At 69.3% G+C, this 21,872-nt stretch carries 18 protein-coding genes, 2 pseudogenes and 1 riboswitch; of the genes and pseudogenes, 7 read left to right on the top strand and 13 right to left on the bottom strand.

Annotated elements, in window-relative coordinates; all coding sequences use genetic code 11:
* Positions 1-100: 100 nt before the first annotated feature.
* From OG936_RS25130 to OG936_RS25085, 10 genes are all read right to left on the bottom strand, one after another.
* A complete protein-coding gene (locus OG936_RS25130) occupies positions 101-967 on the bottom strand; it encodes a thioesterase family protein (RefSeq protein ID WP_406497632.1) in 867 nt (288 codons plus the stop codon).
* A 152-nt stretch (positions 968-1,119) separates the two neighbouring features.
* The gene (locus OG936_RS25125; RefSeq protein ID WP_406497630.1) at positions 1,120-1,791 is read right to left on the bottom strand and encodes a trimeric intracellular cation channel family protein; all 672 of its coding nucleotides are present in this window, start codon (positions 1,789-1,791) and stop codon (positions 1,120-1,122) included.
* Positions 1,792-1,809: 18 nt separating this feature from the next.
* Positions 1,810-3,102, bottom strand: a complete 1,293-nt coding sequence (locus OG936_RS25120; RefSeq protein WP_406500600.1) for a dipeptide ABC transporter ATP-binding protein — start codon at positions 3,100-3,102, stop codon at positions 1,810-1,812.
* Positions 3,103-3,137: 35 nt separating this feature from the next.
* Positions 3,138-4,238 carry an ABC transporter ATP-binding protein gene (locus tag OG936_RS25115; RefSeq protein WP_406497628.1) on the bottom strand — a complete coding sequence of 367 codons (1,101 nt, stop codon included), beginning with the start codon at positions 4,236-4,238 and terminating at the stop codon, positions 3,138-3,140.
* Positions 4,235-5,236, bottom strand: a complete 1,002-nt coding sequence (locus OG936_RS25110) for an ABC transporter permease (protein ID WP_406500598.1) — start codon at positions 5,234-5,236, stop codon at positions 4,235-4,237. Before OG936_RS25110 ends, OG936_RS25115 begins: the two co-directional genes overlap by 4 nt.
* 145 nt (positions 5,237-5,381) lie before the next feature.
* The gene (locus tag OG936_RS25105; RefSeq protein ID WP_406497626.1) at positions 5,382-7,166 is read right to left on the bottom strand and encodes an ABC transporter substrate-binding protein; all 1,785 of its coding nucleotides are present in this window, start codon (positions 7,164-7,166) and stop codon (positions 5,382-5,384) included.
* A gap of 95 nt (positions 7,167-7,261) precedes the next feature.
* The gene (locus OG936_RS25100) at positions 7,262-8,266 is read right to left on the bottom strand and encodes an ABC transporter permease (RefSeq protein ID WP_406497624.1); all 1,005 of its coding nucleotides are present in this window, start codon (positions 8,264-8,266) and stop codon (positions 7,262-7,264) included.
* Positions 8,267-8,795: 529 nt separating this feature from the next.
* A complete protein-coding gene (locus tag OG936_RS25095) occupies positions 8,796-9,569 on the bottom strand; it encodes an enhanced serine sensitivity protein SseB C-terminal domain-containing protein (RefSeq protein WP_406497623.1) in 774 nt (257 codons plus the stop codon).
* Between the two features lie 175 nt (positions 9,570-9,744).
* Positions 9,745-10,515, bottom strand: a complete 771-nt coding sequence (locus OG936_RS25090) for an enhanced serine sensitivity protein SseB (protein ID WP_383751147.1) — start codon at positions 10,513-10,515, stop codon at positions 9,745-9,747.
* A 36-nt stretch (positions 10,516-10,551) separates the two neighbouring features.
* Complete coding sequence (locus OG936_RS25085) at positions 10,552-11,253, bottom strand: AAA family ATPase (protein WP_406497621.1); 702 nt, start codon at positions 11,251-11,253, stop codon at positions 10,552-10,554.
* Between the two features lie 158 nt (positions 11,254-11,411).
* A riboswitch (glycine riboswitch) is annotated at positions 11,412-11,509 on the top strand.
* Positions 11,510-11,649: 140 nt separating this feature from the next.
* Here OG936_RS25085 and gcvT point away from each other — a divergent pair.
* From gcvT to OG936_RS25050, 7 genes and pseudogenes are all read left to right on the top strand, one after another.
* Positions 11,650-12,774 (top strand): glycine cleavage system aminomethyltransferase GcvT, encoded by a 1,125-nt coding sequence (gene gcvT / locus OG936_RS25080; protein WP_406497619.1) that lies wholly within the window; start codon positions 11,650-11,652, stop codon positions 12,772-12,774.
* 91 nt (positions 12,775-12,865) lie between these two features.
* Positions 12,866-13,243: a glycine cleavage system protein GcvH gene (gcvH, locus tag OG936_RS25075; protein ID WP_383751141.1), complete on the top strand. Its 378-nt coding sequence runs from the start codon at positions 12,866-12,868 to the stop codon at positions 13,241-13,243.
* An 18-nt stretch (positions 13,244-13,261) separates the two neighbouring features.
* A complete protein-coding gene (gene glyA / locus OG936_RS25070) occupies positions 13,262-14,518 on the top strand; it encodes a serine hydroxymethyltransferase (RefSeq protein WP_406497617.1) in 1,257 nt (418 codons plus the stop codon).
* A 189-nt stretch (positions 14,519-14,707) separates the two neighbouring features.
* On the top strand, positions 14,708-16,090 hold the full coding sequence (locus tag OG936_RS25065) for an L-serine ammonia-lyase (RefSeq protein ID WP_406497616.1): 1,383 nt from the start codon (positions 14,708-14,710) through the stop codon (positions 16,088-16,090).
* Between the two features lie 878 nt (positions 16,091-16,968).
* Positions 16,969-17,517, top strand: a complete 549-nt coding sequence (locus OG936_RS25060; protein WP_406500597.1) for a TetR/AcrR family transcriptional regulator — start codon at positions 16,969-16,971, stop codon at positions 17,515-17,517.
* Entirely contained in the window at positions 17,514-17,960 is a 447-nt protein-coding gene (locus tag OG936_RS25055) for a DUF6069 family protein (RefSeq protein WP_406497614.1), read from the top strand. The genes OG936_RS25060 and OG936_RS25055 overlap by 4 nt, the downstream gene beginning before the upstream one ends.
* A gap of 353 nt (positions 17,961-18,313) precedes the next feature.
* Positions 18,314-18,478 (top strand): annotated as a pseudogene (locus tag OG936_RS25050) (IS701 family transposase); the annotation flags it as partial.
* Positions 18,479-18,615: 137 nt separating this feature from the next.
* Here OG936_RS25050 and OG936_RS25045 read toward each other — a convergent pair.
* The 3 genes and pseudogenes from OG936_RS25045 to OG936_RS25035 form a co-directional block, all read right to left on the bottom strand.
* Positions 18,616-18,999 (bottom strand): annotated as a pseudogene (locus OG936_RS25045) (alcohol dehydrogenase catalytic domain-containing protein); the annotation flags it as partial.
* Positions 19,000-19,018: 19 nt separating this feature from the next.
* The gene (locus tag OG936_RS25040) at positions 19,019-20,458 is read right to left on the bottom strand and encodes an aldehyde dehydrogenase family protein (protein ID WP_406497612.1); all 1,440 of its coding nucleotides are present in this window, start codon (positions 20,456-20,458) and stop codon (positions 19,019-19,021) included.
* Positions 20,459-20,630: 172 nt separating this feature from the next.
* Complete coding sequence (locus OG936_RS25035) at positions 20,631-21,851, bottom strand: trans-2-enoyl-CoA reductase family protein (protein WP_406497610.1); 1,221 nt, start codon at positions 21,849-21,851, stop codon at positions 20,631-20,633.
* Positions 21,852-21,872 lie beyond the last annotated feature (21 nt).

Below are 21,872 nucleotides of genomic sequence, written 5' to 3'. Positions count from 1 at the left end.
GCGGATCGCCGCCCGGCGCCCGGGGACGGGGTGTGTGCCGGGCGGATCGCGACCCGGTAGCCGTACCGGGCCGGGCACCGCGCCTCGCTCCCCCGTGCGGCTATGCGCGCGGCGCCCTGGCCAGTTGGCGGGACTGGGCCACCAGTCGGTCCGCGCTGTCCCAGACGTCCGCGTCCTCCTCCAGGAAGCCGCCCGCGAGGTTGCGGGTGGTGATGGAGACGCGCAGGGGGCCGGGGGCGGGGCGGCAGCGGATGTGGGTGGTGAGTTCGATGGTCGGCGTCCAGCCCTTGAGGCCCAGCTCGAACGAGGTGGGCGGCAGCGCGTCGACGGCGAGCAGCAGCGAGAGCGGGTCGGCGTCGCGGCCGTCCGCGAGACCGAACCAGCCGCGCATCTCACCCTTGCCGGAGGGGGCGCCGACGGCCCAGCCGATCGTCGACGGGTCGAGCTTGATGTCCAGCCGCTCGGTGATGGCGGAGCTGCCGGGGATCGGGGCCGGGCCGTCGCTCGGGCCGAGGCAGTGCGCCGGCGGCGGGATGGCCGGCGGCTTCGCCGATGTGCGTACCTCGTCGGACAGCGCGTCCAGATCGCCGTAGGTGGCGAGGACCCGGATGCGCTCCACCTCGGTGCCGTCCTCCGCGTACTGGAAGAGGGATGCCTGGCCGGTGGAGAGGGTGCGGCCGGTGCGGACCGTCTGGGTGCGGATCACCGCGGGGCCCGGGACGGACGCGGTGAGGTAGTGCGCGGAGACCGAGAAGGGGTCCGGATGCGGCAGGGCCTCGCCGAGCGCACGGCCGAGCATGGCCAGCAGATAGCCGCCGTTGACCGCGCGGATGATCGTCCATCCGGCGGAGAGCTCCGCGTCGTAGACGCCTTCTTCGCGAAGGGTGACGGCGGTGTCGCGGTCGAACTCGCTGTCCCCGATGGTTGCCTGCGCGGTCCGCGCCACCTGCTCTGCTGCCTGTGCCATGCCACGCACCGTACACCGATTGTATTACTGAGCGGTAGCTTTTTAATGGCCGAAAGATGCTGGCATTCGGCGTCAGGCGCGGGGCTTGTCGGGCGCAGGACTCGTCAGGCGCAGGTCTCGTCGGCCGCGCGACTCGTCAGGCGCGGGACGTGTCAGGAGGCCTCGGCCCCCTCTTCGGCCGTCGCCGACCGCCGGTTGTAGGCGCGCGGGGCCCGCCAGTGGTAGCGCATCGAGAGCAGTCGCAGCGCGAAGGCCGTGATCACCGCGGCACCGCTGGTGAACGCGTTGAGCACGTCGAAGCGGATGCACAGCACGATCACCGTGGCGCCGACGACCGCGGGCACCGCGTACAGGTCGCGGTCCCAGCGCAGCAGCGAGGGCACCTCGTTGGCCAGGACGTCACGCAGCACACCGCCGCCGACCGCGGTGGCCAGGCCCAGGGCCGCCGACGCGGTGAGTCCGAGGCCGTAGCCGTACGCCTTGACCGTGCCCGTGACGCAGAACAGCCCGAGGCCGGCCGCGTCGAAGACGTTGACGCCCACCTGGATCCGTTCGACCTGCGGGTGCAGGAAGAACACCAGGACGGCGGCCAAGAGCGGGGTGGTGAAGTAGCCGAGGTCCGTGAAGGCCGCAGGCGGGACCGCCCCGATGATGATGTCACGGAACAGCCCCCCGCCCAGCGCGGTCACCTCGGCGAGTACCGCGATGCCGAAGACATCGAAGTTCTTGCGTACGGCTAGCAGTGCGCCGGAGATCGCGAAGACGAAGATTCCGGCGATGTCGAGCGCATGCTGGACGGAGGACGTGAACAGTTCGTTGAGCACCGGGCAATTGTGCCGGTACTACTCCTTCGGGCTGTCCTCCGGCGTTCCGGGCGATGCGGCGCCGTCGCCGGCCGCGTTCTTGTCGGCCGCGTTGCTCTGGGCCCCGCTCTCCTCGGCCGCGTTCTCGTCCGGCGCGTTCTCCTCGGCCTCCGGCTCCCGTACGACGTCGGCCTCCGGCTCCCGTACGGTGTCGGCCTCCGGCTTCCCCACCTCGACGACCTCGATCGCCTCGCGCGCGGCCGCCGTCACCGTCTCGCCGGGCACCTGGTCCGGCGCGTTCTCCGGGTGGTGGCAGGCCACCTGGTGCCCGGTCTTCAGCGCGACCAGCGGCGGCTCCTGCGTCTTGCAGACCTGCGTCGCCTTCCAGCACCGGGTGTGGAAGCGGCAGCCGCTGGGCGGCGAGATCGGCGACGGCACGTCGCCCTTCAGCAGGATGCGCTCGCTCTTGGCCGAGCGACGCTTCGGGTCCGGGATCGGCACCGCCGAAAGCAGCGCCTTGGTGTACGGGTGCATCGGCGCCTTGTAGAGCGACTCGCGGTCGGCCAGCTCCACGATCTTGCCGAGGTACATCACCGCGATCCGGTCCGAGACGTGCCGGACGACCGAGAGGTCATGGGCGATGATCACGTACGTCAGGCCCAGCTCGGCCTGGAGGTCGTCGAGCAGGTTCACCACCTGCGCCTGGATGGAGACGTCCAGCGCCGACACCGGCTCGTCCGCCACGACCAGCCTGGGGTTGAGCGCGAGCGCGCGGGCGATCCCGATGCGCTGGCGCTGGCCGCCGGAGAACTCGTGCGGATAGCGGTTGTAGTGCTCGGGGTTGAGACCCACGACCTCCAGCAGCCGCTGCACCTCCTTCTTGACGCCGCCCTCGGGCGTGACGCCCTGCAGCTTGAAGGGGGCCGACACGATCGTGCCGATCGTGTGCCGGGGGTTCAGCGAGGAGAACGGGTCCTGGAAGATCATCTGCATGTCGCGGCGCATCGGGCGCATGGCGCCGACGCCGAGGTGCGTGATGTCCTTCCCCTCGAACTCGATCTTCCCCGCGGTGGGTTCGAGCAGCCGGGTGATCAGCCGGCCCATCGTCGACTTTCCGCAGCCGGACTCCCCGACGACGCCCAGGGTCTCACCCGAGTGCACCTCGAAGTCGATCCCGTCGACGGCCTTCACGGCACCGGCGCTGCGCTGCAGCAGCCCCTTCTTGAGGGGGAAGTGCTTCTGCAGCCCGGTCACCTTGAGCAGCACCTCGCGGGAAGCTGCGTCCTTGACCGTCCCGCCGCCCCCGGCAGACCTCTGCGCCGGAACGTCCACGCCCTTGTCCTCGCTCGTCACGGCCTTGTCCTCGCTCACAGCTTGGGCGCAATCTCTTCGGTCCAGATACGCTCCCGCTGCTCCTGCGACATGTGGCAGGCCGCCCAGTGCCGGCTGCCGACCTCCTGCAGCTCGGGCCGTACGGTGCGGGTCACGTCGTCCTTGGGCACGTCCGCGTACGGGCAGCGCGGGTTGAAGGCGCAGCCCGACGGGATGTTGATGAGCGACGGCGGGGAACCCTTGACCGGGATGAGCCGGTCGGTCTGGTCGCGGTCGAGGCGCGGCATCGAGCCCAGCAGTCCCCAGGTGTAGGGGTGCCGGGGCTCGTAGAACACCTGCTCGGCCGGTCCGCGCTCGATGCAGCGGCCGCCGTACATCACCAGGATGTCGTCGGCGAGCTCGGCCACGACGCCCAGGTCGTGGGTGATGACGATGACCGCGGAGCCGAACTCCTTCTGCAGGTCCCGGACCAGGTCGAGGATCTGCGCCTGGACGGTGACGTCCAGCGCGGTCGTCGGCTCGTCGGCGATCAGCAGCTCGGGGTTGTTGACCAGCGACATGGCGATCATCGCGCGCTGGCGCATCCCGCCGGAGAACTCGTGCGGGTAGCTGTCGACGCGCTTGTCGGGCTGCGGGATGCCGACCCGGTCGAGCATCTCGATCGCCCGCTTGCGGGCGGTCTTCTTGTCGACGGCGTGATGGACGCGGTACGCCTCCACGATCTGCTTGCCGATCGTGTAGTACGGGTGCAGCGCGGACAGCGGGTCCTGGAAGATCATGGCCATGTCGCGGCCGCGCAGCTTGCGCACCTCGTCGGGGTCCGCGGACAGCAGTTCCTTGCCGTCCAGCCAGATCTCGCCGGAGAGCTGTGCCTTGCGCTTTCCGTACTGGCCCGCGGTGTGCAGACCCATGATGGCCAGCGACGTGACGGACTTGCCGGAGCCGGACTCCCCGACGATACCGAGGGTCTTGCCCTTCTCCAACGTGAAACTGAGCCCGTCGACGGACTTGACCAGACCGTCGTCGGTCGGGAAGTGCACCTTGAGGTCGCGCACTTCGAGGAAGGCGGAGGGAGCGGGCGAGCCCGCCGGGGCGGGTTCGCCCAGCGCGGCACCGCTCTTGTGCAGTTCGGTCATCCCAGCCTCACTCGCGGGTCGATGACGGCGTACAGAATGTCGACGACGAGGTTGGCGACGGCGATCGCGAGAGCCGCGAACAGTGTGACGCCGAGGATCACAGGCAGGTCCTTGTTGCTGATGGCCTGGACCGCCGCGAGCCCGAGCCCCGGCAGGTTGAACGTGGACTCGGTGAGGACGGCGCCACCGAGGAGCACACCGATGTCGAGGCCGAAGACGGTGAGGATCGGCGTCATCGCGGAGCGCAGGGCGTGCCGGGTGATGACGGTCCCCTCGCCCAGGCCCTTGGCACGCGCGGTGCGGATGTAGTCCTCACCGAGCACGTCGAGCATGGTGGCTCGGGTGAGGCGGGCGTACATCGCGGCGTTCAGGAAGGCGAGCACGATCCACGGCAGGATCAAGGTCTGGAACCAGGTGCCGATGCCGTCGTCCGTGGAGAGGTTGTCGGCGATGTGCACCCAGCCGAGGTTGTGCACGAAGACGCCCATCGCGACCATGCCGGTGAAGAAGATCGGCAGGGAGACACCGCCGAGGGCGGTGGTCATCGCGGCACGGTCCCAGATGGTGCCGCGCCTGAGCGCGGACACGACCCCGGTGGCGACGCCGCCGATGAGCCACAGGACGCAGGCACCGGCGGCAAGCGCACCGGTGACGGGCAGGGCGTCCTTGAGGGTGGTCCAGACCGGTACCTCCGTGCGGAAGGAGTAGCCGAAGCAGGGTGCGGCGCAGTGGGTGATGTCGTCACCGTTCGCGTAGTCACGCCCCATCGGGATGCCCTTGACGAAGTCCCAGAACTGGACGAGGAGAGGGTCGTCGAGACCCAGTTTTATCCGGATGCCCTGGAGCTGCTCGGCACCGGAAGCCTTGCCGGCGAAGAGGACTGCGACGTCCTGACCCGCCCACTTGGGCAGCATGAAGAAGATGGTGAAGGTCGCGAGCAGTACGACGAGCACCATGATGACTACGGCGAACAGGCGCCGGATGAGATAAGCAAGCACTGTGCGCGGCCCGCCGGTGGCCGGGAACCCCTCGTGGGGGCTCCCGGCCACCGCCCCGGGCCATCACCTGCCCTTCGGACTGGCGGGTTTCGGCGGCGGTGGAGCAGTCAACCGGGTTGACTGCACATGCTGTTGACTACAGCGATTACTTGACGACGCCGAGCGAGACGTAGTCGTAACGGCCGTTGTAGGCGTCGGACATGTAGGCGTTCGTCAGTCGCTTACCGCGCCAGGTGATGTTCTTCTCGTAGATGAAGGGCATCCAGTCGGCCTGGTCCAGGATCCGCTTGTCGAGGCTCTTGTAGATCTCGCCGGCCTTGACCGGGTCGGTCTCCGCGATCGCGTCGTCGAAGAGCTTGTCGATCTGCGGGTCCTTGAGCTGCGACTCGTTGTAGTTACCGGTCTCGGAGAGGAACCGGCTGTCCCACAGCGGCTGGCCGAAGCCCTGGCCGGACGGGAAGTCCGGGCCCCAGCCGCTCATCGTCATGCCGTAGCCGCGCTTCTTCACGACGGACGGCGAACCGGTGATGCTGGAGGCCTCGGCGCCGTCGATCGGGTCGACCTCGATCTTGATGCCGACCTTGCCGAGCTGCTCCTGGAGCGCCTCGGCGACGTCGACCTCGCCCGGGTTGTTGTTGCGGGCGCTGAGCTTGGTGGTGAAGCCGGTGGGCTTACCGCATGCCTTCAGCTCTTCCTTGGCCTTGGCGGCGTCCGGCTTGCCCTTGCGGGCGAGGACACCGTACGGGTCGTAGTCGCTGTGGCCCTTGATGGAGGCCGGCAGGGTGCTGTTGGCGATCGCGCCACCGGCGATCTCGCCACCGCGGGTCTGCTGCAGGGCCGCGAAGTCCGTGGCGTAGAAGACGGCCTTGCGGCAGTGGACGTCGTCCAGCGGCTTCGCCGTGTGGACGAGTGCGACGTAGCGGACGAAGGACGTCTGCATGTTGTCGACGCTGTCCTTGTGGTCCTGGACAGCGGTGACACGGCCGGACTGGGTCATGCCGGTGCCGTTGAGGTCGACGTCGTAGTCGCCCTCCATCAGCTTCTTGTCGTTCTCCTCCAGGTTGGCGGAGATCGTCACGGTGATCTTGTCCGGCAGCGCGGGACGCAGCGGGTCCGAGGACTTCTGCCACTTGTCGTTGCGGACGAGCACGATGCTCTTGCCCGGCTTGTACGTCTCGAACTTGTACGGGCCCGCGGAGAACGGCCGCTGGGTGTACTTCGCCTTGGTGTCCTCCGACGCCTTCACGGGCGAGCCGGACGGCATGGCGAGGAACTGCTCGAAGTCACCGTTGGGCTTGGGCAGCTTGAAGACGATGGTGTTGTCGTCGGGCGTCTCGATCGCCTTCAGACCGAGCTTGTCCGCGGACGTGTCCTTGTACGGGCCCTTGTACTCGTGCTTGGGGTCCAGCGTCTGCATCAGGTACTGCGGGCCACCGGTGATGGTGTCCGTCGCCCAGATGCGCTCGATGCCGTACTTGACGTCCTTGGAGGTCAGCTTGGAGCCGTCCTCCCAGGTGAGGCCGGACCGCAGCTTGTACGTGTACGTCTTGCCGCCGTCCGTGATCTCACCGGGGCCGGTGGCGAGGTCGCCGACCAGCTTGGTGGAGGCGGCGCCCGGCTTGGTGTCGTACGTGACCAGCTGGCGGGTGTAGAAGCGCATGAAGTCCCAGGCCATGCCGTAGTAGGCACGCTGGGGGTCGGCGGAGTCGAGGTCCTGCTTGCCGACCATCTTCAGGGTTCCACCCGTTTTGGTGGACGCGTTGGCGACCTTGTTGAACGCCGCGTTGAAGCCGGCGCCCTTCGCCTTGCTGTCGCTGCCGCTGCCGCCGTCGTCGCCGCCGCCGCCGCCGCACGCCGTGGTGGTCATCAGCGCCGCGACCACGAGGGCCGCACCAGCGGTGAGCCGTCGTTTCGAGGTAACTGTGGACATTTTCTCGTAACCTCCGAGATCGCGGTCCCAGGCCATTGCTTGCCGGAGAACCATGGGAAGAGCCACCTGACAGTGCAGCAGGGGCAAGTCGTGGGCTATCGGGTCCCCTTGGGGTCCAGGGCGTCGCGCAGCCCGTCCCCGAAGAGGTTGAAGGCCAGTACGGTGATGAAGATCGTCACGCCGGGGAAGACCATGAACATCGGGTCGTGCTCGTACGTCTCCAGGGCATCCCGCAGCATGCCGCCCCAGGAGGCCGTGGGCGGCCGGACGCCGGCGCCGAGGAAGCTGAGGGCCGCTTCGGTGAGGATGTTGGTGGGGATCATGAGCGTCGCGTAGACGGTGATCGGCGCCACCAGGTTCGGCAGCAGCTCGCGGAAGAGGATGTACCCGCGCCCGCCGCCGAGGCTGCGCGCCGCCTCCACGTACTCGCGCTCGCGCAGCGAGAGCGTCTGGCCCCGGACGATGCGTCCCACGTACGGCCAGCCGAAGAAGCCGATGACGGCCACGAGTACGGCGATGCGCACCCCGCTGCCGGTGAGGCCGAGCAGATCGTCGGGGAGGACGGAGACGAGGGAGATGATGAACAGGAGCTGCGGGAACGACAGCAGCACGTCCATGACCCGGCTGATCACCGCGTCGACCCAGCCGCCGAAGTAACCGGCGATGATCCCGAAGAGCGTGCCGAGCGCCACCGCGACCAAGGCCGCGAGGAACGCCACGAGCAGCGAGATCCGGGCGCCGTAGACGATCCGGCTGAAGACGTCGCGCCCCTTGTTGGGCTCGACGCCGAAGAGGAAGTCGCCGCTCACACCACCGAGGGAACCGGTGGGGAGATTGGTCAGCGGGTCGAGCTTGTCCTGGTGGAATTCGTTCGGCGGGTGCCCCAACAGCCCCACGATGAAGGGCGCGAAGATCGCCACCACGATCAGGACGAGGACAACGATGCCACCCGTCAGCGCGACCTTGTCCTGCTTCAGTCGGTTCCAGGCGATCTGCTTGAGAGACCGTCCCTCGACCTTCTTCACCCCGGAGTCGGCTGCGGGACCACCGGTCGCGATCGGGTCCGCTTCCGTGGTCGGCTCATGCAGTGGTGCCGTCATCGTGGCAAGGACCCCTCTCAACCGGCGGTGGCCGGGCCGAACTGGCCGCTGTGGCGGCACGGATCAGTCAGTCGTACACAGAGGCGGCAGGACGCCCTTGCTGCGGGAGTCTTCATTGCTGTTGCGCGCGGTAGCCATACCGTCAGGCGAATGGATGCCTAACCGTGATGCGGTCAGGAGTGTTCCGTTATCCGGACGGATGTGAACGCCCGTCGAACACAGGTCAGTTGAGGCGTAAGGGGGGCACGCGCGTAGATTCACGCCGCTTTCATCATCAGACATCCCCAGCACGGAGATCTCGGACATGGGGGGCGGGAAACCTCGCGGACGGTCCGCGAGGCACACGCGGGACGAGGACGTACGGAAGGGCCGGGAACGCGAGCCGGGATTCGGGGAGTTGGTGCCGTATGCGTACGTTACGTTCCAGCCATCCGGGACCATACGCATGCATTCCCGGCGCGCCCGGCACCTACACCTGCCGTTCCGGGTGCGCCGGGGTGCCCCGGTACGTACAGGACTGCCGGCAGGCTCAGTACGCGCCCTGCGGCGGCGGGTAGCCATAGTCGGCCGCCGGGGCGTGCGCCTCGCGGTCGTAGAGCGGGCGGGTGTTGGCGCGCAGCCACATCGCGACCGGGTCGTACTCGTCGGACATCGCGACCGTGGAGACGGGCAGCCCGTCCGGGACCGCGCCGATCGACTGCTGCATCATCGCGCGCACGGTATCGACCGAGGACTGGCCCGTGTCGTAGAGATCGAGGCCGATGGCGAGATACGGGACCCCGAGCGCGGGCTGCACCCAGGCGCGGCGCAGCGAGCGGATCGCGGGGGTGTGGTGGGCGTTCTGCGTGAGCAGGGCGTAGAACTGCGGGATCTCGATGGCCGGCTCGGTGAGCCGGAGCGGGCCCGCGGGCATCCGGTCGAGGCCGGTGGCGATCCGGCGCAGGTCCAGCCAGGGGATGCCGACGCCGCCGCCCGGGGCGTGCGGGTTGAGCCAGATGCCCCAGCGGTCGGGGAAGAGGGCGCGGGCGATGTCGCGGCCGGTGACGAGCTCGTGGGCCCGGTTCCAGCCGCTGACGGAGAGCTCCTGGGCGGAGGTCACACAGGGGGCGTAGCCGAGGCCGTCGACCTCCATGTTCCCGTACTGGGCGTCGGGCGAGCCCGCCTGACCGTGCCAGAGGAGCATCCAGACCCGGTCGTTCGCGAGGGCCTGCAACAGTGCCTCGTACGCGTCGTAGCGCCCGGGCGTCACTTGGCGCAGCATGTGCTCGACCTGCCCGGCCGCCGCGGTGCCTGACGCACTCACCTGGTCCGCCCCCCTCTTCGATCCTCTGTGCCACTGTGTCGGCCCGCCGCTCCCGGGGCACACGGGTGCGGCATGATGCCGTGGCACCAGCCATCAAACCAGCTTATGCGCCGGTCCTGACACCGACTTGACGCCATGGGCCGACGCGGCAATCGGCTCCGCAGCCGTAGGCGCGCTACTGGGTCTCGCGCCGGTAGAACGGCCGGACCTTCTCCCGCATCCAGTCCCCGACCGGGTCCTGCGCCACATCGAGCAGGACCAGATTGACCGGCCAGGGCACCTCGACGCGGCCGAGCGCACGGCCGAGGGCGTCCATGGGGGCATTGCGCCCGGCGCCCTCCCAGGTGGAGAACTCCACGCCTATGAAGAGGACGGGCTCGCCCCCCTCGATGCTGGCCAGTGTCCGGCGCGCGGTGAGCACGACACCGCTCTCCTCGAATTCACCGGCCGCCGCGGCGAGGAAGTCGACGGGCTCCTCCTTCCAGTCCGGCTCGTAGAGCCGGACCCGGCCGCCGCCGGCCGGTCCGTCCAGCAGGCTGCGTCCGGCGCGGCAGAGCTCGGCCACGGCGGGCGGCGGCAACGGCATCCCGACGGCACCGCCCGGGTTCACCGCGATGCCGAGCTGCGGGGGCAGTCCGCGGGCGAAATCGCGGGCGGGCGCGACGGCGAAGGACATGGCGGTGCCGACACAGCTGAGGAACTGTTGTTCGGAGCTGAATACGGGGACGTACGCGGCACCCTCGATCTCCAGCGTCGGCAGGTCCAGGTCGGCGGAGTCGGGTCCGCCGCCGCCCGGCAACGGCACCCAGACCTGGCTGCGCCCGAGCACCTCGACGAGCCGTCCGCCCGCCTCCGGGCTGCCCACCGAGGCCATCAGCACCTCTTCGAGCTCATTGGCGGGCCATCCGCTCTGCGGATGGGACTGGCCCTGTGCCGGAATGTCCACTGCTTCCCCTTCTTCCCCGAGCCTTCCGGCAGAAGGTTAACGTCCGGCTCCCGGGCCCCGTATGTCCGCGAACGCGATCCGGGCCAGCAGCCCGGCCGCCTCCCGGTCCAGCAGCACCGCCGAGGCGCACCCGGGCGGCAGCAGGCCGGCCTCGGTGCCCCGCAACAGCCTCCCCACCGCCCTGCGGTGCCGGGCGAAGGCGTATCCGGAGACGCCGCGGCCGCGTTCGCGCTGGCCGTCCCTCGCCGTCTGCGGTGCCACGTCGAGCAGGACGAGGTGCAGGACGCGGCCCCGGCGCCGCGCGGCACGGGCCAGCCAGCCACGTACCCACGCCTGGGTTCCGCAGTCGTGGACGACGACGGACTCCCCGGAGCGCAGCACCCGCCACAGCCCCCAGTAGTGGGCGGCGCGGACGAGGGGCCGGTACAGGGCGTACGGCAATAACCCGGGCACGAGTTCCGCCCAGCGGTCCCGGGTGTCCTGGGAGTCGATGGCGTGGGCCGTCGTCACCGTCCGCCGGATGAGCGTGGATTTGCCGCTGCCGGGCAGCCCGGACACCACCACCACGTCGCCCGCCGCGAAGTGCAGGCTGCGCGGGCCGCGCCCGCCCCGCTCCCGCAGGTCCCGCACGACGGGCGCGTGCGGACCGCACGCTTCCGTGACCGGTGCCGCCCCTGGCTGTGCGGACATCGCTCCGTGCGCGACCCCCGCGGTCGTCGCGTACCGCTGCAACGTCATCGCCCCTCCCCTGTCGGGTCACCCCACGCATGCCCCTGAAGTGTAAAGAAAAGGTAATGCGGCACAACCGTCCACGCCGTTGATTCCCGCGAGGTACCGGGGATCCGCTCCGGCGCGACGCGTGCAATGATGACCGGGCCAACTGCATAAAGGCCGCTTGAATCCGCGCGGGAGAGTTCCGGTCACTGCATGTGCCGGGCGCCGAAGGAGCAAGTTCCTCCCTTGAATCTCTCAGGCCCCGTACCGCGTGGATGAGGCAGATCTGAAAAGCGGGCCGCTCCGCGGCTCCACCCAAGGTGCAAGCCGAACCCCTCATGGGGCTCTCGGCGAACCTCTCAGGTTCCGATGACAGATGGGGAGGGATCGTCCTGTCGTCATGCCCTGGGAGCCACATCCATGAGCACCGCCCCCCGTCTCACCGCCCTCGATGCCCTGCACCGTTCGCTGGGCGCGACCATGACCGACTTCGCGGGCTGGGACATGCCCCTGCGGTACGGCAGCGAGCGTGACGAGCACAACGCGGTCCGCACCAGGGCCGGTCTCTTCGACCTGTCGCACATGGGCGAGATCACCGTCACCGGCCCCGAGGCCGCGGCCTTCCTGAACTTCGCGCTGGTCGGCAACATCGCCACCGTCGCCGCGGGCCGCGCCCGCTACACGATGATCTGCGCCGAGGACGGCGGCATCCTGGACGACCTGATCGTCTACCGGCTGGGCGAGACCGAGGCCCCCGAATATCTGGTGGTCGCCAACGCCGGCAACGCCCAGATCGTGCTGGACGCGCTGACCGCGCGGGCCGGCGGTTTCGACACCGAGGTGCGCGACGACCGCGACGCGTACGCGCTGCTCGCCATCCAGGGCCCCGAGTCCCCCGCCATCCTGGCCGCCGTCACCGACGCCGACCTGGACGGCCTGAAGTACTACGCCGGCCTGCCCGGCACCGTCGCCGGTGTCCCCGCGCTGATCGCCCGTACCGGCTACACCGGCGAGGACGGCTTCGAGCTGTTCGTCGCCCCCGAGCACGCCGAGCAGCTGTGGAAGGCCCTCACCGAGGCGGGCGCCTCCCGCGGCCTGATCCCGTGCGGGCTGTCCTGCCGCGACACGCTGCGCCTGGAGGCGGGCATGCCGCTCTACGGGCACGAGCTGACCACCGGGCTGACCCCGTTCGACGCCGGTCTCGGCCGGGTCGTGAAGTTCGAGAAGGACGGCGACTTCGTCGGCCGCGAAGCCCTCCGGGCCGCCGCCGAGCGCGCCGAGGCCGCCCCGCCCCGCAAGCTGGTCGGCCTGATCGCCGAGGGCCGCCGCGTACCGCGCGCCGGTTTTTCCGTGGTCGCCGGGGGCGAGGTCGTCGGCGAGGTCACCTCGGGCGCCCCGTCGCCCACCCTGGGCAAGCCGATCGCCATGGCGTACGTGGACGTCACGCACGCCACGCCCGGCACCGCGGGCGTCGGAGTGGACATCCGGGGCAGCCACGAGCCGTACGAGGTCGTGGCGCTGCCGTTCTACAAGCGTCAGAAGTGACGTCCGCGCACCTCGGAAGTGACGTAGTCCCGTCTCACACCGTAAGACCACCGTTCATCAGCACTCCCTCGCGTACAGGAGAATTCAGGTCATGAGCAACCCCCAGCAGCTGCGGTACAGCAAGGAACACGAGTGGCTGTCGGCCGTCGAGGACGGTGTGGCCACGATCGGTATCACCGAATTCGCCGCCAACGCGCTCGGCGATGTCGTCTACGCCCAGCTCCCCGAGGTCGGTGACACGGTGACCGCGGGCGAGACCTGCGGCGAGCTGGAGTCGACCAAGTCGGTGAGCGACCTGTACTCGCCGGTGACCGGTGAGATCACCGCCGCGAACCAGGACGTCGTGGACGACCCGTCGCTGGTGAACTCCGCTCCGTTCGAAGGCGGCTGGCTGTTCAAGGTACGCGTCGCGGAGGAGCCGAAGGACCTGCTCTCCGCCGACGAGTACACCGAGTTCTCCGGCAACTGAGACCCAAGGGACCACCTGATGTCGCTTCTCAACTCCTCCCTCCACGAGCTGGACCCGGACGTCGCCGCCGCGGTCGACGCCGAGCTCCACCGTCAGCAGTCCACCCTCGAAATGATCGCCTCGGAGAACTTCGCTCCGGTCGCGGTCATGGAGGCCCAGGGCTCCGTCCTCACCAACAAGTACGCGGAGGGCTACCCCGGCCGCCGCTACTACGGTGGCTGCGAGCACGTCGACGTCGTCGAGCAGATCGCCATCGACCGCATCAAGGCGCTGTTCGGCGCCGAGGCCGCGAACGTCCAGCCGCACTCCGGTGCGCAGGCCAACGCCGCCACGATGTTCGCGCTGCTGAAGCCCGGCGACACGATCATGGGCCTGAACCTCGCCCACGGCGGTCACCTGACCCACGGCATGAAGATCAACTTCTCCGGCAAGCTCTACAACGTGGTCCCGTACCACGTCGACGAGACCGGCGTCGTGGACATGGCCGAGGTCGAGCGCCTGGCCAAGGAGTCCAAGCCGAAGCTGATCGTCGCCGGCTGGTCCGCGTACCCCCGTCAGCTGGACTTCGCCGCCTTCCGCCGCATCGCGGACGAGGTCGGCGCGTACCTGATGGTCGACATGGCGCACTTCGCGGGCCTGGTGGCCGCGGGTCTGCACCCCAACCCGGTGCCGCACGCCCATGTCGTCACGACCACCACGCACAAGACCCTCGGCGGTCCGCGCGGTGGCGTCATCCTGTCGACCCAGGAGCTGGCCAAGAAGATCAACTCGGCGGTCTTCCCGGGCCAGCAGGGTGGTCCGCTGGAGCACGTGATCGCGGCCAAGGCGGTCTCGTTCAAGATCGCGGCGAGCGAGGAGTTCAAGGAGCGCCAGCAGCGCACCCTGGACGGCGCCCGCATCCTCGCCGAGCGCCTGGTCCAGCCGGACGTCACCGAGGTCGGTGTCTCCGTACTGTCCGGCGGTACGGACGTCCACCTGGTCCTCGTCGACCTGCGCAACTCCGAGCTGGACGGCCAGCAGGCCGAGGACCGGCTGCACGAGCTGGGCATCACGGTCAACCGGAACGCCATCCCGAACGACCCGCGACCGCCGATGGTCACCTCGGGTCTGCGGATCGGTACGCCGGCCCTGGCCACCCGCGGTTTCCAGGCCGAGGACTTCACCGAGGTCGCGGACGTCATCGCGTCGGCCCTCAAGCCGTCCTACGACGCGGACGCCCTGAAGGCCCGTGTCGTCGCGCTGGCCGAGAAGTTCCCGCTGTACCCCGGCCTGTAGTAGTCCGGAACGAGGGTCGTCCCCGGAGTAATACGGGACACACTTCGTCATCTTTCGGGCGGGGCACCACGCACACTGGGCAGTGAGCGCGGTGCCCCATCCCTTGCCCCGCTGTTCTTCGGGCCGACCGGTCCGTACCGCACCACCCGGCAGACAACGACGTCTACCAACCCTTATGAGGAGTCACCCGTGGCCATCTCGGTCTTCGACCTGTTCTCGATCGGCATCGGCCCGTCCAGCTCCCATACGGTCGGCCCGATGCGCGCCGCCCGCATGTTCGCGCGCCGGCTCAAGAACGAGGGCCTGATCGCCCACACCGTCTCCATACGCGCGGAGCTGTACGGCTCCCTCGGTGCGACCGGTCACGGCCACGGCACCCCCAAGGCGGTCCTGCTCGGCCTGGAGGGCGAGTCGCCCCGTACGGTCGACGTGGAGTCCGCCGACGACCGGGTGGAACGCATCCGTACCACCGGCCGGATCAATCTGCTCGGCATGCACGAGATCGACTTCGACGCCGACGAGCAGCTGGTCCTGCACCGCCGCAAGGCCCTCCCGTACCACGCCAACGGCATGACGATCTTCGCGTACGACCACGAGGGCGCCCCTCTCCTGGAGAAGACGTACTACTCCGTCGGCGGCGGCTTCGTCGTGGACGAGGACGCGGTCGGCGAGGACCGGATCGTTCTCGACGACACCGTCCTCAAGCACCCCTTCCGCACCGGCGACGAACTGCTGCGGCTCGCGCAGGACACCGGACTGTCGATCTCCTCGCTGATGCTCGAGAACGAGCGCGCCTGGCGCACCGAGGACGAGATCCGCTCAGGTCTGCTGGACATCTGGCGCGTCATGCAGGCCTGCGTCTCGCGCGGCATGTCCCGCGAGGGCATCCTGCCCGGCGGCCTCAAGGTCCGCCGTCGCGCCGCGAACACCGCCCGTCAGCTGCGCGCCGAGGGCGACCCGCAGACCCACGCGATGGAGTGGATCACCCTCTACGCGATGGCGGTCAACGAGGAGAACGCGGCGGGCGGCCGGGTCGTCACCGCCCCCACCAACGGCGCCGCGGGCATCATCCCGGCCGTGCTGCACTACTACATGAACTTCGCGGCCGGCGGCGCCACCGAGGCGGAGAAGGAGGACAGCGTGGTCCGCTTCCTCCTCGCCGCCGGAGCCATCGGCATGCTCTTCAAGGAGAACGCCTCCATCTCCGGCGCCGAGGTCGGCTGCCAGGGCGAGGTCGGCTCCGCCTGCTCGATGGCCGCGGGCGCCCTCGCCGAGGTCCTCGGCGGCACCCCCGAGCAGGTCGAGAACGCCGCCGAGATCGGCATGGAGCACAACCTCGGCCTGACCTGCGACCCGGTCGGCGGTCTCGTCCAGATCCCGTGCATCGAGCGCAACGGCATGGCCGCGGTCAAGGCCGTCACCGCGGCGAAGATGGCGCTGCGCGGCGACGGCAGCCACAAGGTCTCCCTGGACAAGGTCATCAAGACCATGAAGGAGACGGGCGCGGACATGAGCGTGAAGTACAAGGAGACGGCGCGGGGCGGGCTCGCGGTGAACATCATCGAGTGCTGAGGCCGAAGGCCCTGACCAGCGCGTTTCTGTCTTTCAGCGCTGTCAGGGCCTTCCCTGCTTACGCGGCAGAAAGTCCCCGAAAAGTCCCTGGGACAGGCTTGAAAGTCCCCGAAAAGTCCCCGGATTATCCCCGAGGCGCGCCGCCCTGTGTGGTGCGCATGGGCTGACTTCAGGACCAACCCGGTGCTCTCGGGGCCGTCTCAGGGCTTGAGTGCAGTCGGTACTGAGGCCAGATAGCGAGACCTACGCATTACGAGACCGTGAGCAATCATGCCGCCGGGTGACGCGTCGTGCTGCCGGATGACGTTGTGCCTGATCAGAGCACACGCAGCCGGTTGGGCCGTGATTCCACGTGCTGCACTGTCCAAAGGCGTCCGGCCACCGAGCGGCCACCGAACCGGCTTCCGCAGGGACCGGATGACAATTCCCAGGACTTTATTGCTTCCCGACAAGCACCCCGCAGGCAAACTAAAAGCCAGCTCATCCTACGAAGTCCGCACCGCCCACGTCAGCGCACCGGCCCTCGCCGTCCGGCAACGCCGCCAGCAGCACCTCGAGCATCGCCTACGCACGCGTGCGGAAAGCCATGACCCCTGCGTCGTCGGGGGCCTCAGCCAGCATGCCCAGCAGGCCGGCCGCCGACGCGTGAACAGTTTACCGAGCAGCGGTACGTCCCGGCCGACCGCCAGCAACGTCCGCCGATCTTGGTGGGCTGTCACCGGCAAGTAGCCGAGTACGGGAAAGGGCTAACGGAGTGAGGGCTCACTCATTGACAGGGTGAGCCCTCACTCCGTACTCTCGCGGTCATGACAGCCCCCGGGCAGAACCAGACCACCCGCCGCCGCGCCCCAGGCATGTCGCCAGAGCAGCGGCGCGCGATGATCATCCAGACCGCGATCCCGCTGATCGCCGAGTACGGCGCCGCGGTGACCACCGCGAAGGTCGCCCGCGCCGCGGGCATCGGCGAGGGCACGATCTTCCGGGTCTTCGCCGACAAGGACGAGTTGCTGCAAGCCTGCCTGGCGGAGGCTCTTTCCCCCGAGCACGCGGTCCGCGAACTCGGTGCGATCGAGGTATCCCAGCCGCTGCCCGACCGGCTCGCAGAGGCGGCCCAATCGCTGCAGGCGCACCTGTCCCGAATGGGCGAGATCGCCGGCTCTCTGCACGCCTCCGGGCACCGCAGTGGCAAGCACCCCGGCACGGTGCGCGGCGCGGGCCAGGACGAGTCGACGACCCGCATCCGCGCGGCCCTAGCGGATCTGCTGGAGCCCGACAAGGCCGCGCTGCGCCAGCCGCCGGAGCAGATCGCGGCCCTCTTTTTCGGACTGCTCTTCACCCAGCCGTATATGGAGGACGAACCGGAGCTGACCACGCAGGAGCTCGTGGAGGTCTTCTTGCACGGCGCACTCTTGGGCGGTGCCAAGTGAGCGCGCGCAGACGACGCTTGGCGGTTACGGGCCTCGCGGTCCTGGCGCCTGTCCTGGTGTGGCTGGTCGCAGACCCGGTGTTGGGGCACCGGCTGCGGATCATCGCCGACGAGCAGCCGCTCGATATCGGCGCGGTGCCGGTGGTGTTGGTCGCGCTGCTGGCGGCCCTCGCCGGCTGGGGGCTATTGGCCGCCCTGGAGCGGTTCTGGGTGCGGCGCGCCCGCGCCGTCTGGACCGGGGTGGCCGTCGCTGTACTGGCCATCTCCTTCCTACCGTTGACCGGCGACGGCATGGACGGCGCCACCCGGGCCGCGCTGGCCCTAATTCACCTGGCGGTGGCGGCGGTGCTGATCCCGGGCCTGCGCACGAAGGACGCCGCCGCGGCGACACCTCAAGCATCGGATGGAGGGAGCCCCGCCAGACAGTCGCGCGGCCAGGGATAACCGTCAGAGTGCCCACCACGATCGAGATGAAGAGCGGTACCTCGTGAGTCGGGCCGAGGCCAGCAGGAGCAGACCCTCGTGCCAGATCGCTGTGATGACCACCGCCGGGATGGTTCTCAACGGCCATTTTTAATCCCCGGTGGCGGCCAGTTGTCCCTGCACACGTCAATTGGTCAGGCCGGTGCTGGCGATATCGTAGCCATGGGCGGGGCGGGGGAGGTCTGGGGTGGCGTCGGGGACAGATGGGGCCACCGGTGATCATCGATGTGTGAAGACTGAGGATCAGACGGTGGCCGATGGGGTCACAGCGTAGACCCGGGCCTTGGGACGGACGGGATGACTTCGCAGGGCTGATGCGACGCGTAGCCGGACGCTTCGCGCATGCCGAACCCCGCCGTCGGGTGGGGAAGTTCGTCCGAGGGCTGCTGGCGGACCTGCCGCGGAAGAACTGATGGACGATCGCAGAGTGGGCCGGTGAGGCCACACCGGATGGGATGCAGCATCATCTGCTGGAGCGGCGAAGTGGACCTCGAACTGCTCCCGGACGGCATGCTCCTTCGCTTCCTCCATGGCAGCATGCCAACGCACCTCACGCTCTTCTCTCACATGCTCCTCGCTCTTCCTGCGCCGGGCATCGCCCGGCGGGCCTTGACCGCGTGCGTTCGGCGAAGGCGGAGTTGGCGGCGAACTTCCAGAGCTTTTCGCCGCCGCAGCTGAAGGGCTGCTCCGGATTGCCGAAGGAGCCGCGGCACATGGTGGACGGCCGCGGTGGCACTCGGCGCGGCTGCCGCAGTTGGCGATGGTGGAGAGGCCACGTGGTCGCCGGGCTCGACACGGGTCACGGCTCGCCGCCGCCGGTCGCCCTTGTGGCCGAGGGCGACCGGCGGCGGGAACAGGATGGTGCCGTCGATCACTGGCAGGTCACTGTGCCGGAGTCCGGCCGCCCGGTTGCCGACGAGGACCTCGCCTGGGCCCGGGGCGCGGCTTCCAGGTCGTCCACGATGTGCGGCTGCTCGCCGTCGAAGATGACGCCTCGCACGGGTTCGTCACCTCTCGGCTCAGGACGGCCAGACGACCGACTGGAGTTCGCTGTACGCGTGCAGCCCGGAGGAGTTGCCGAAGGGCGTTGCGGGGTGGCGCTGTGCGGTGTTGATGCCGACGTTGCCGCCGCGCAGCCGGGCCGCGAGGTGCCAGGCGCGGGCGGTGTCGCCCGAGAAGACGTAGTCGTAGGGGCCGTACGGGGTGCCGGTGGCGATCCGTACCGCCTCGTCCTCCTCGTCGAAGGGGATCACGACGACCACCGGACCGAAGACCTCCTCCTGTGCGACGGTCATGTCCTGGGTGACATCGGCGAGGACAGTGGGGGTGACGTAGAACCCGGGCTTGAGCTCCGGACGTTCGCCGCCGACGGTGACCCGGGCGCCCTCCTGCCTGGCGCCTTCGACGTACGCCTCGACCCGGTCGCGCTGGGCGGCGGAGATGACCGGGCCGACCATGGTGGAGTCATCCGCGGGGTCACCGACTGTCGCGTCCCGTGCGTACCGTGTGAGTGCGGCGACGGCCTTCTCGTACAGCGATCGGTGTACGAGCATCAGGGTCGGCGCCGTGCGGATCTGACCGCTGTGGACGGCGAAGGCCGAGCTGACCGCCATGACCGCCGACTTGAAGGTGTTGTCGTCGGCGTCCTCCAGAAGGATGGCCGCGCCCTTGCCGCCGAACTCCATGAGGGTGCGCTTCATCTGCCCGCCCGCGGCTTCGGCGATCCTCTTTCCCTCGGCGGTGGAGCCGGTGAAGCTGACCATGTCGGTGTCGTAATGGGCGACCAGCGCCTCGCCCGTGATGGGTCCTGATCCCGCGACCACGTTGTAGACACCGTCCGGCAGACCGGCCTCCTTCATGATCGGGCCCAGCTCCAGACAGCTGAGTGGGTCCTGCGCTGCGGGCTTGGCAATCACGGTGTTGCCCATGGCGAGCGCCGGGGCGACCTTGCCCGCGAGGTTGGCGATGGAGAAGGTATAGGAGGTGATGCATGCGACGACGCCGACGGGACGGCGCACGGCCGTCGCGCCGATGAGCCCGCCGGGTGCGAGCGGGCTCGCGGTGACGGGGTGCGGCGCGAAGGGTACGGCGTCGGGCTCCAGCGCGCCGCGCGCGCAGCGGCGGAAGCGGTCGGCTGCGGCGAGCACCGTGGACTTCGCCACCCGCCTGGTCGCGCCGGTCTCGGCCTGCACCAAGGGCACCAGTTCGTCGGCCCGTTCGGAGATCAAGGATCCGATGCGCTCCAGGATGACGGCGCGCTCGCGCGGCTCGGTGCGGGACCAGTCGTCGAAGGCGTCCCTGGCGGCCTCAGCGGCGGACCAGACCTCGGCGGCGTGGCCCTCGGGGGCGTAGCCGACGGCTTCCTCGGTGGCCGGGTTGGTGACCTGGTAATGACCCTGCTCGGGCTCGCGCCAGGCGCCGGCCAGCCACTGGCCGTACTTCTTGGGGGAATCGGTCATGATTCAGGCTCCCTTCGGCAGGCCGAGCACGCGACCGGCGATGATGCCACGCTGGATCTCGTACGAGCCGCCCATAGATGGTGCCGGCGCGGGAGAGGAGGATCGCCCACCGCGCCGGGTCGAGTGATGACGTCAGTTGTTGAGGGAGACGGTCACGCCCTCAACGGCGAGTTCAAGGAGGCGACGGGTTCGGCCAGGACAGGTCGGTCTCGACCGGGGTGGCGTAGTCGACGCCGGGAACGCCGAAGCCGTACAGGGAACGGAACTGGGCACGGAACCACGAAATGTCGGCCAGCTCGGTGAGGGTCTCGGAGGTGATCGACTGCCAGCGTTCGGCCACGGCGGCCTGGACCGGCTCGGACAGCTCCCAGCGATCGAGGCGGATGCGGCCTGACTCGTCCACGTCGGGCCGGTGTGCGGTGAGCTGGTTCCACAGCTGGAGCGACTGCTCGACGGGGGACGGGAAACGGTCGCCCAGGACGCTGCGGAGCAGACTGACATACAGCGGGATGCCCGGGATGGCGGTCAACGCCTGAGTGATCGCAGCTCCGTTCACCGAGGTGTAGGCGCGGCCGCCCACTGCGGCCAGCTGCTCGGTCAGGGCGCCCGCGGTGGACTCCAGATCGGCCTTGGCCGCGCCGATCGTGCCCTCGCGGTAGATGGCCGAGGTCAGCGGCGAGCCGATATAGGTGAGGGCGACCGTGCGAAACCCTTCGCGCAGCAGCCCTCGCTCCGCCAGCGCGGTGACCCAGCGGGACCAGTCCTCGCCGCCCATGACACGCACTGTCGCGGCGGTCTCGGCTTCGTTCGCCGGGCCAACAGTGACCTCGCGCAAGTACGCGGCACCGTCGTCGGCGAACTCCAGGTTCCGGGTGCTGTACGGCGTGCCGAGCGGCTTGAGCACCGACTGGTAGGTGCTGCCGCTCCGTGGATCGGTGCGCCGGGGCGCCGCCACGCTGTAGATCAGGTGGTCCACGCCACCGAACCGCTTGGCCAGCAGATCCAGCGTCTCGGTCTTGGTGGTGTCGGCGAACGCGTCGGCGTTGAGGAACGAGAAGTCCGACCCGAGCTCCTGGGCGATCGCGTCGGTGGCGATGGTGCGGTACCACCCGGCAGTCGCACTGCGATGCCCGGCCGGTCGTTCGAAGCCGATGCCCACGCCGTCGATGCCGTACCGCACCAGCCCGGCGATCGTGCTCGCCAGGCCATAGCCGGCGCTCGACCCGATCACCAGCACCGTCGGCCGCCGCGCCGGTGGCTTCTCAGGGGCCGACACCTCGGCCCGCATCAGCTCGACGCTGCGAAAGCATCCGGCCGAATGCGACTCGAGCAGCAGATAACCACGTCCCGTCGGGTCAACGACGCGCTTGGACTGCGTAAGCGGTGGGTGCATCCTCGTCTCCTCGTCTCCTCT

The organism is Streptomyces sp. NBC_00846 (assembly GCF_045207325.1).
In the GTDB taxonomy this organism is placed as follows: domain Bacteria; phylum Actinomycetota; class Actinomycetes; order Streptomycetales; family Streptomycetaceae; genus Streptomyces.
The sequence above is the reverse complement of the archived record's forward strand: the minus strand, read 5'-3'. Positions and strand labels throughout refer to the sequence as shown.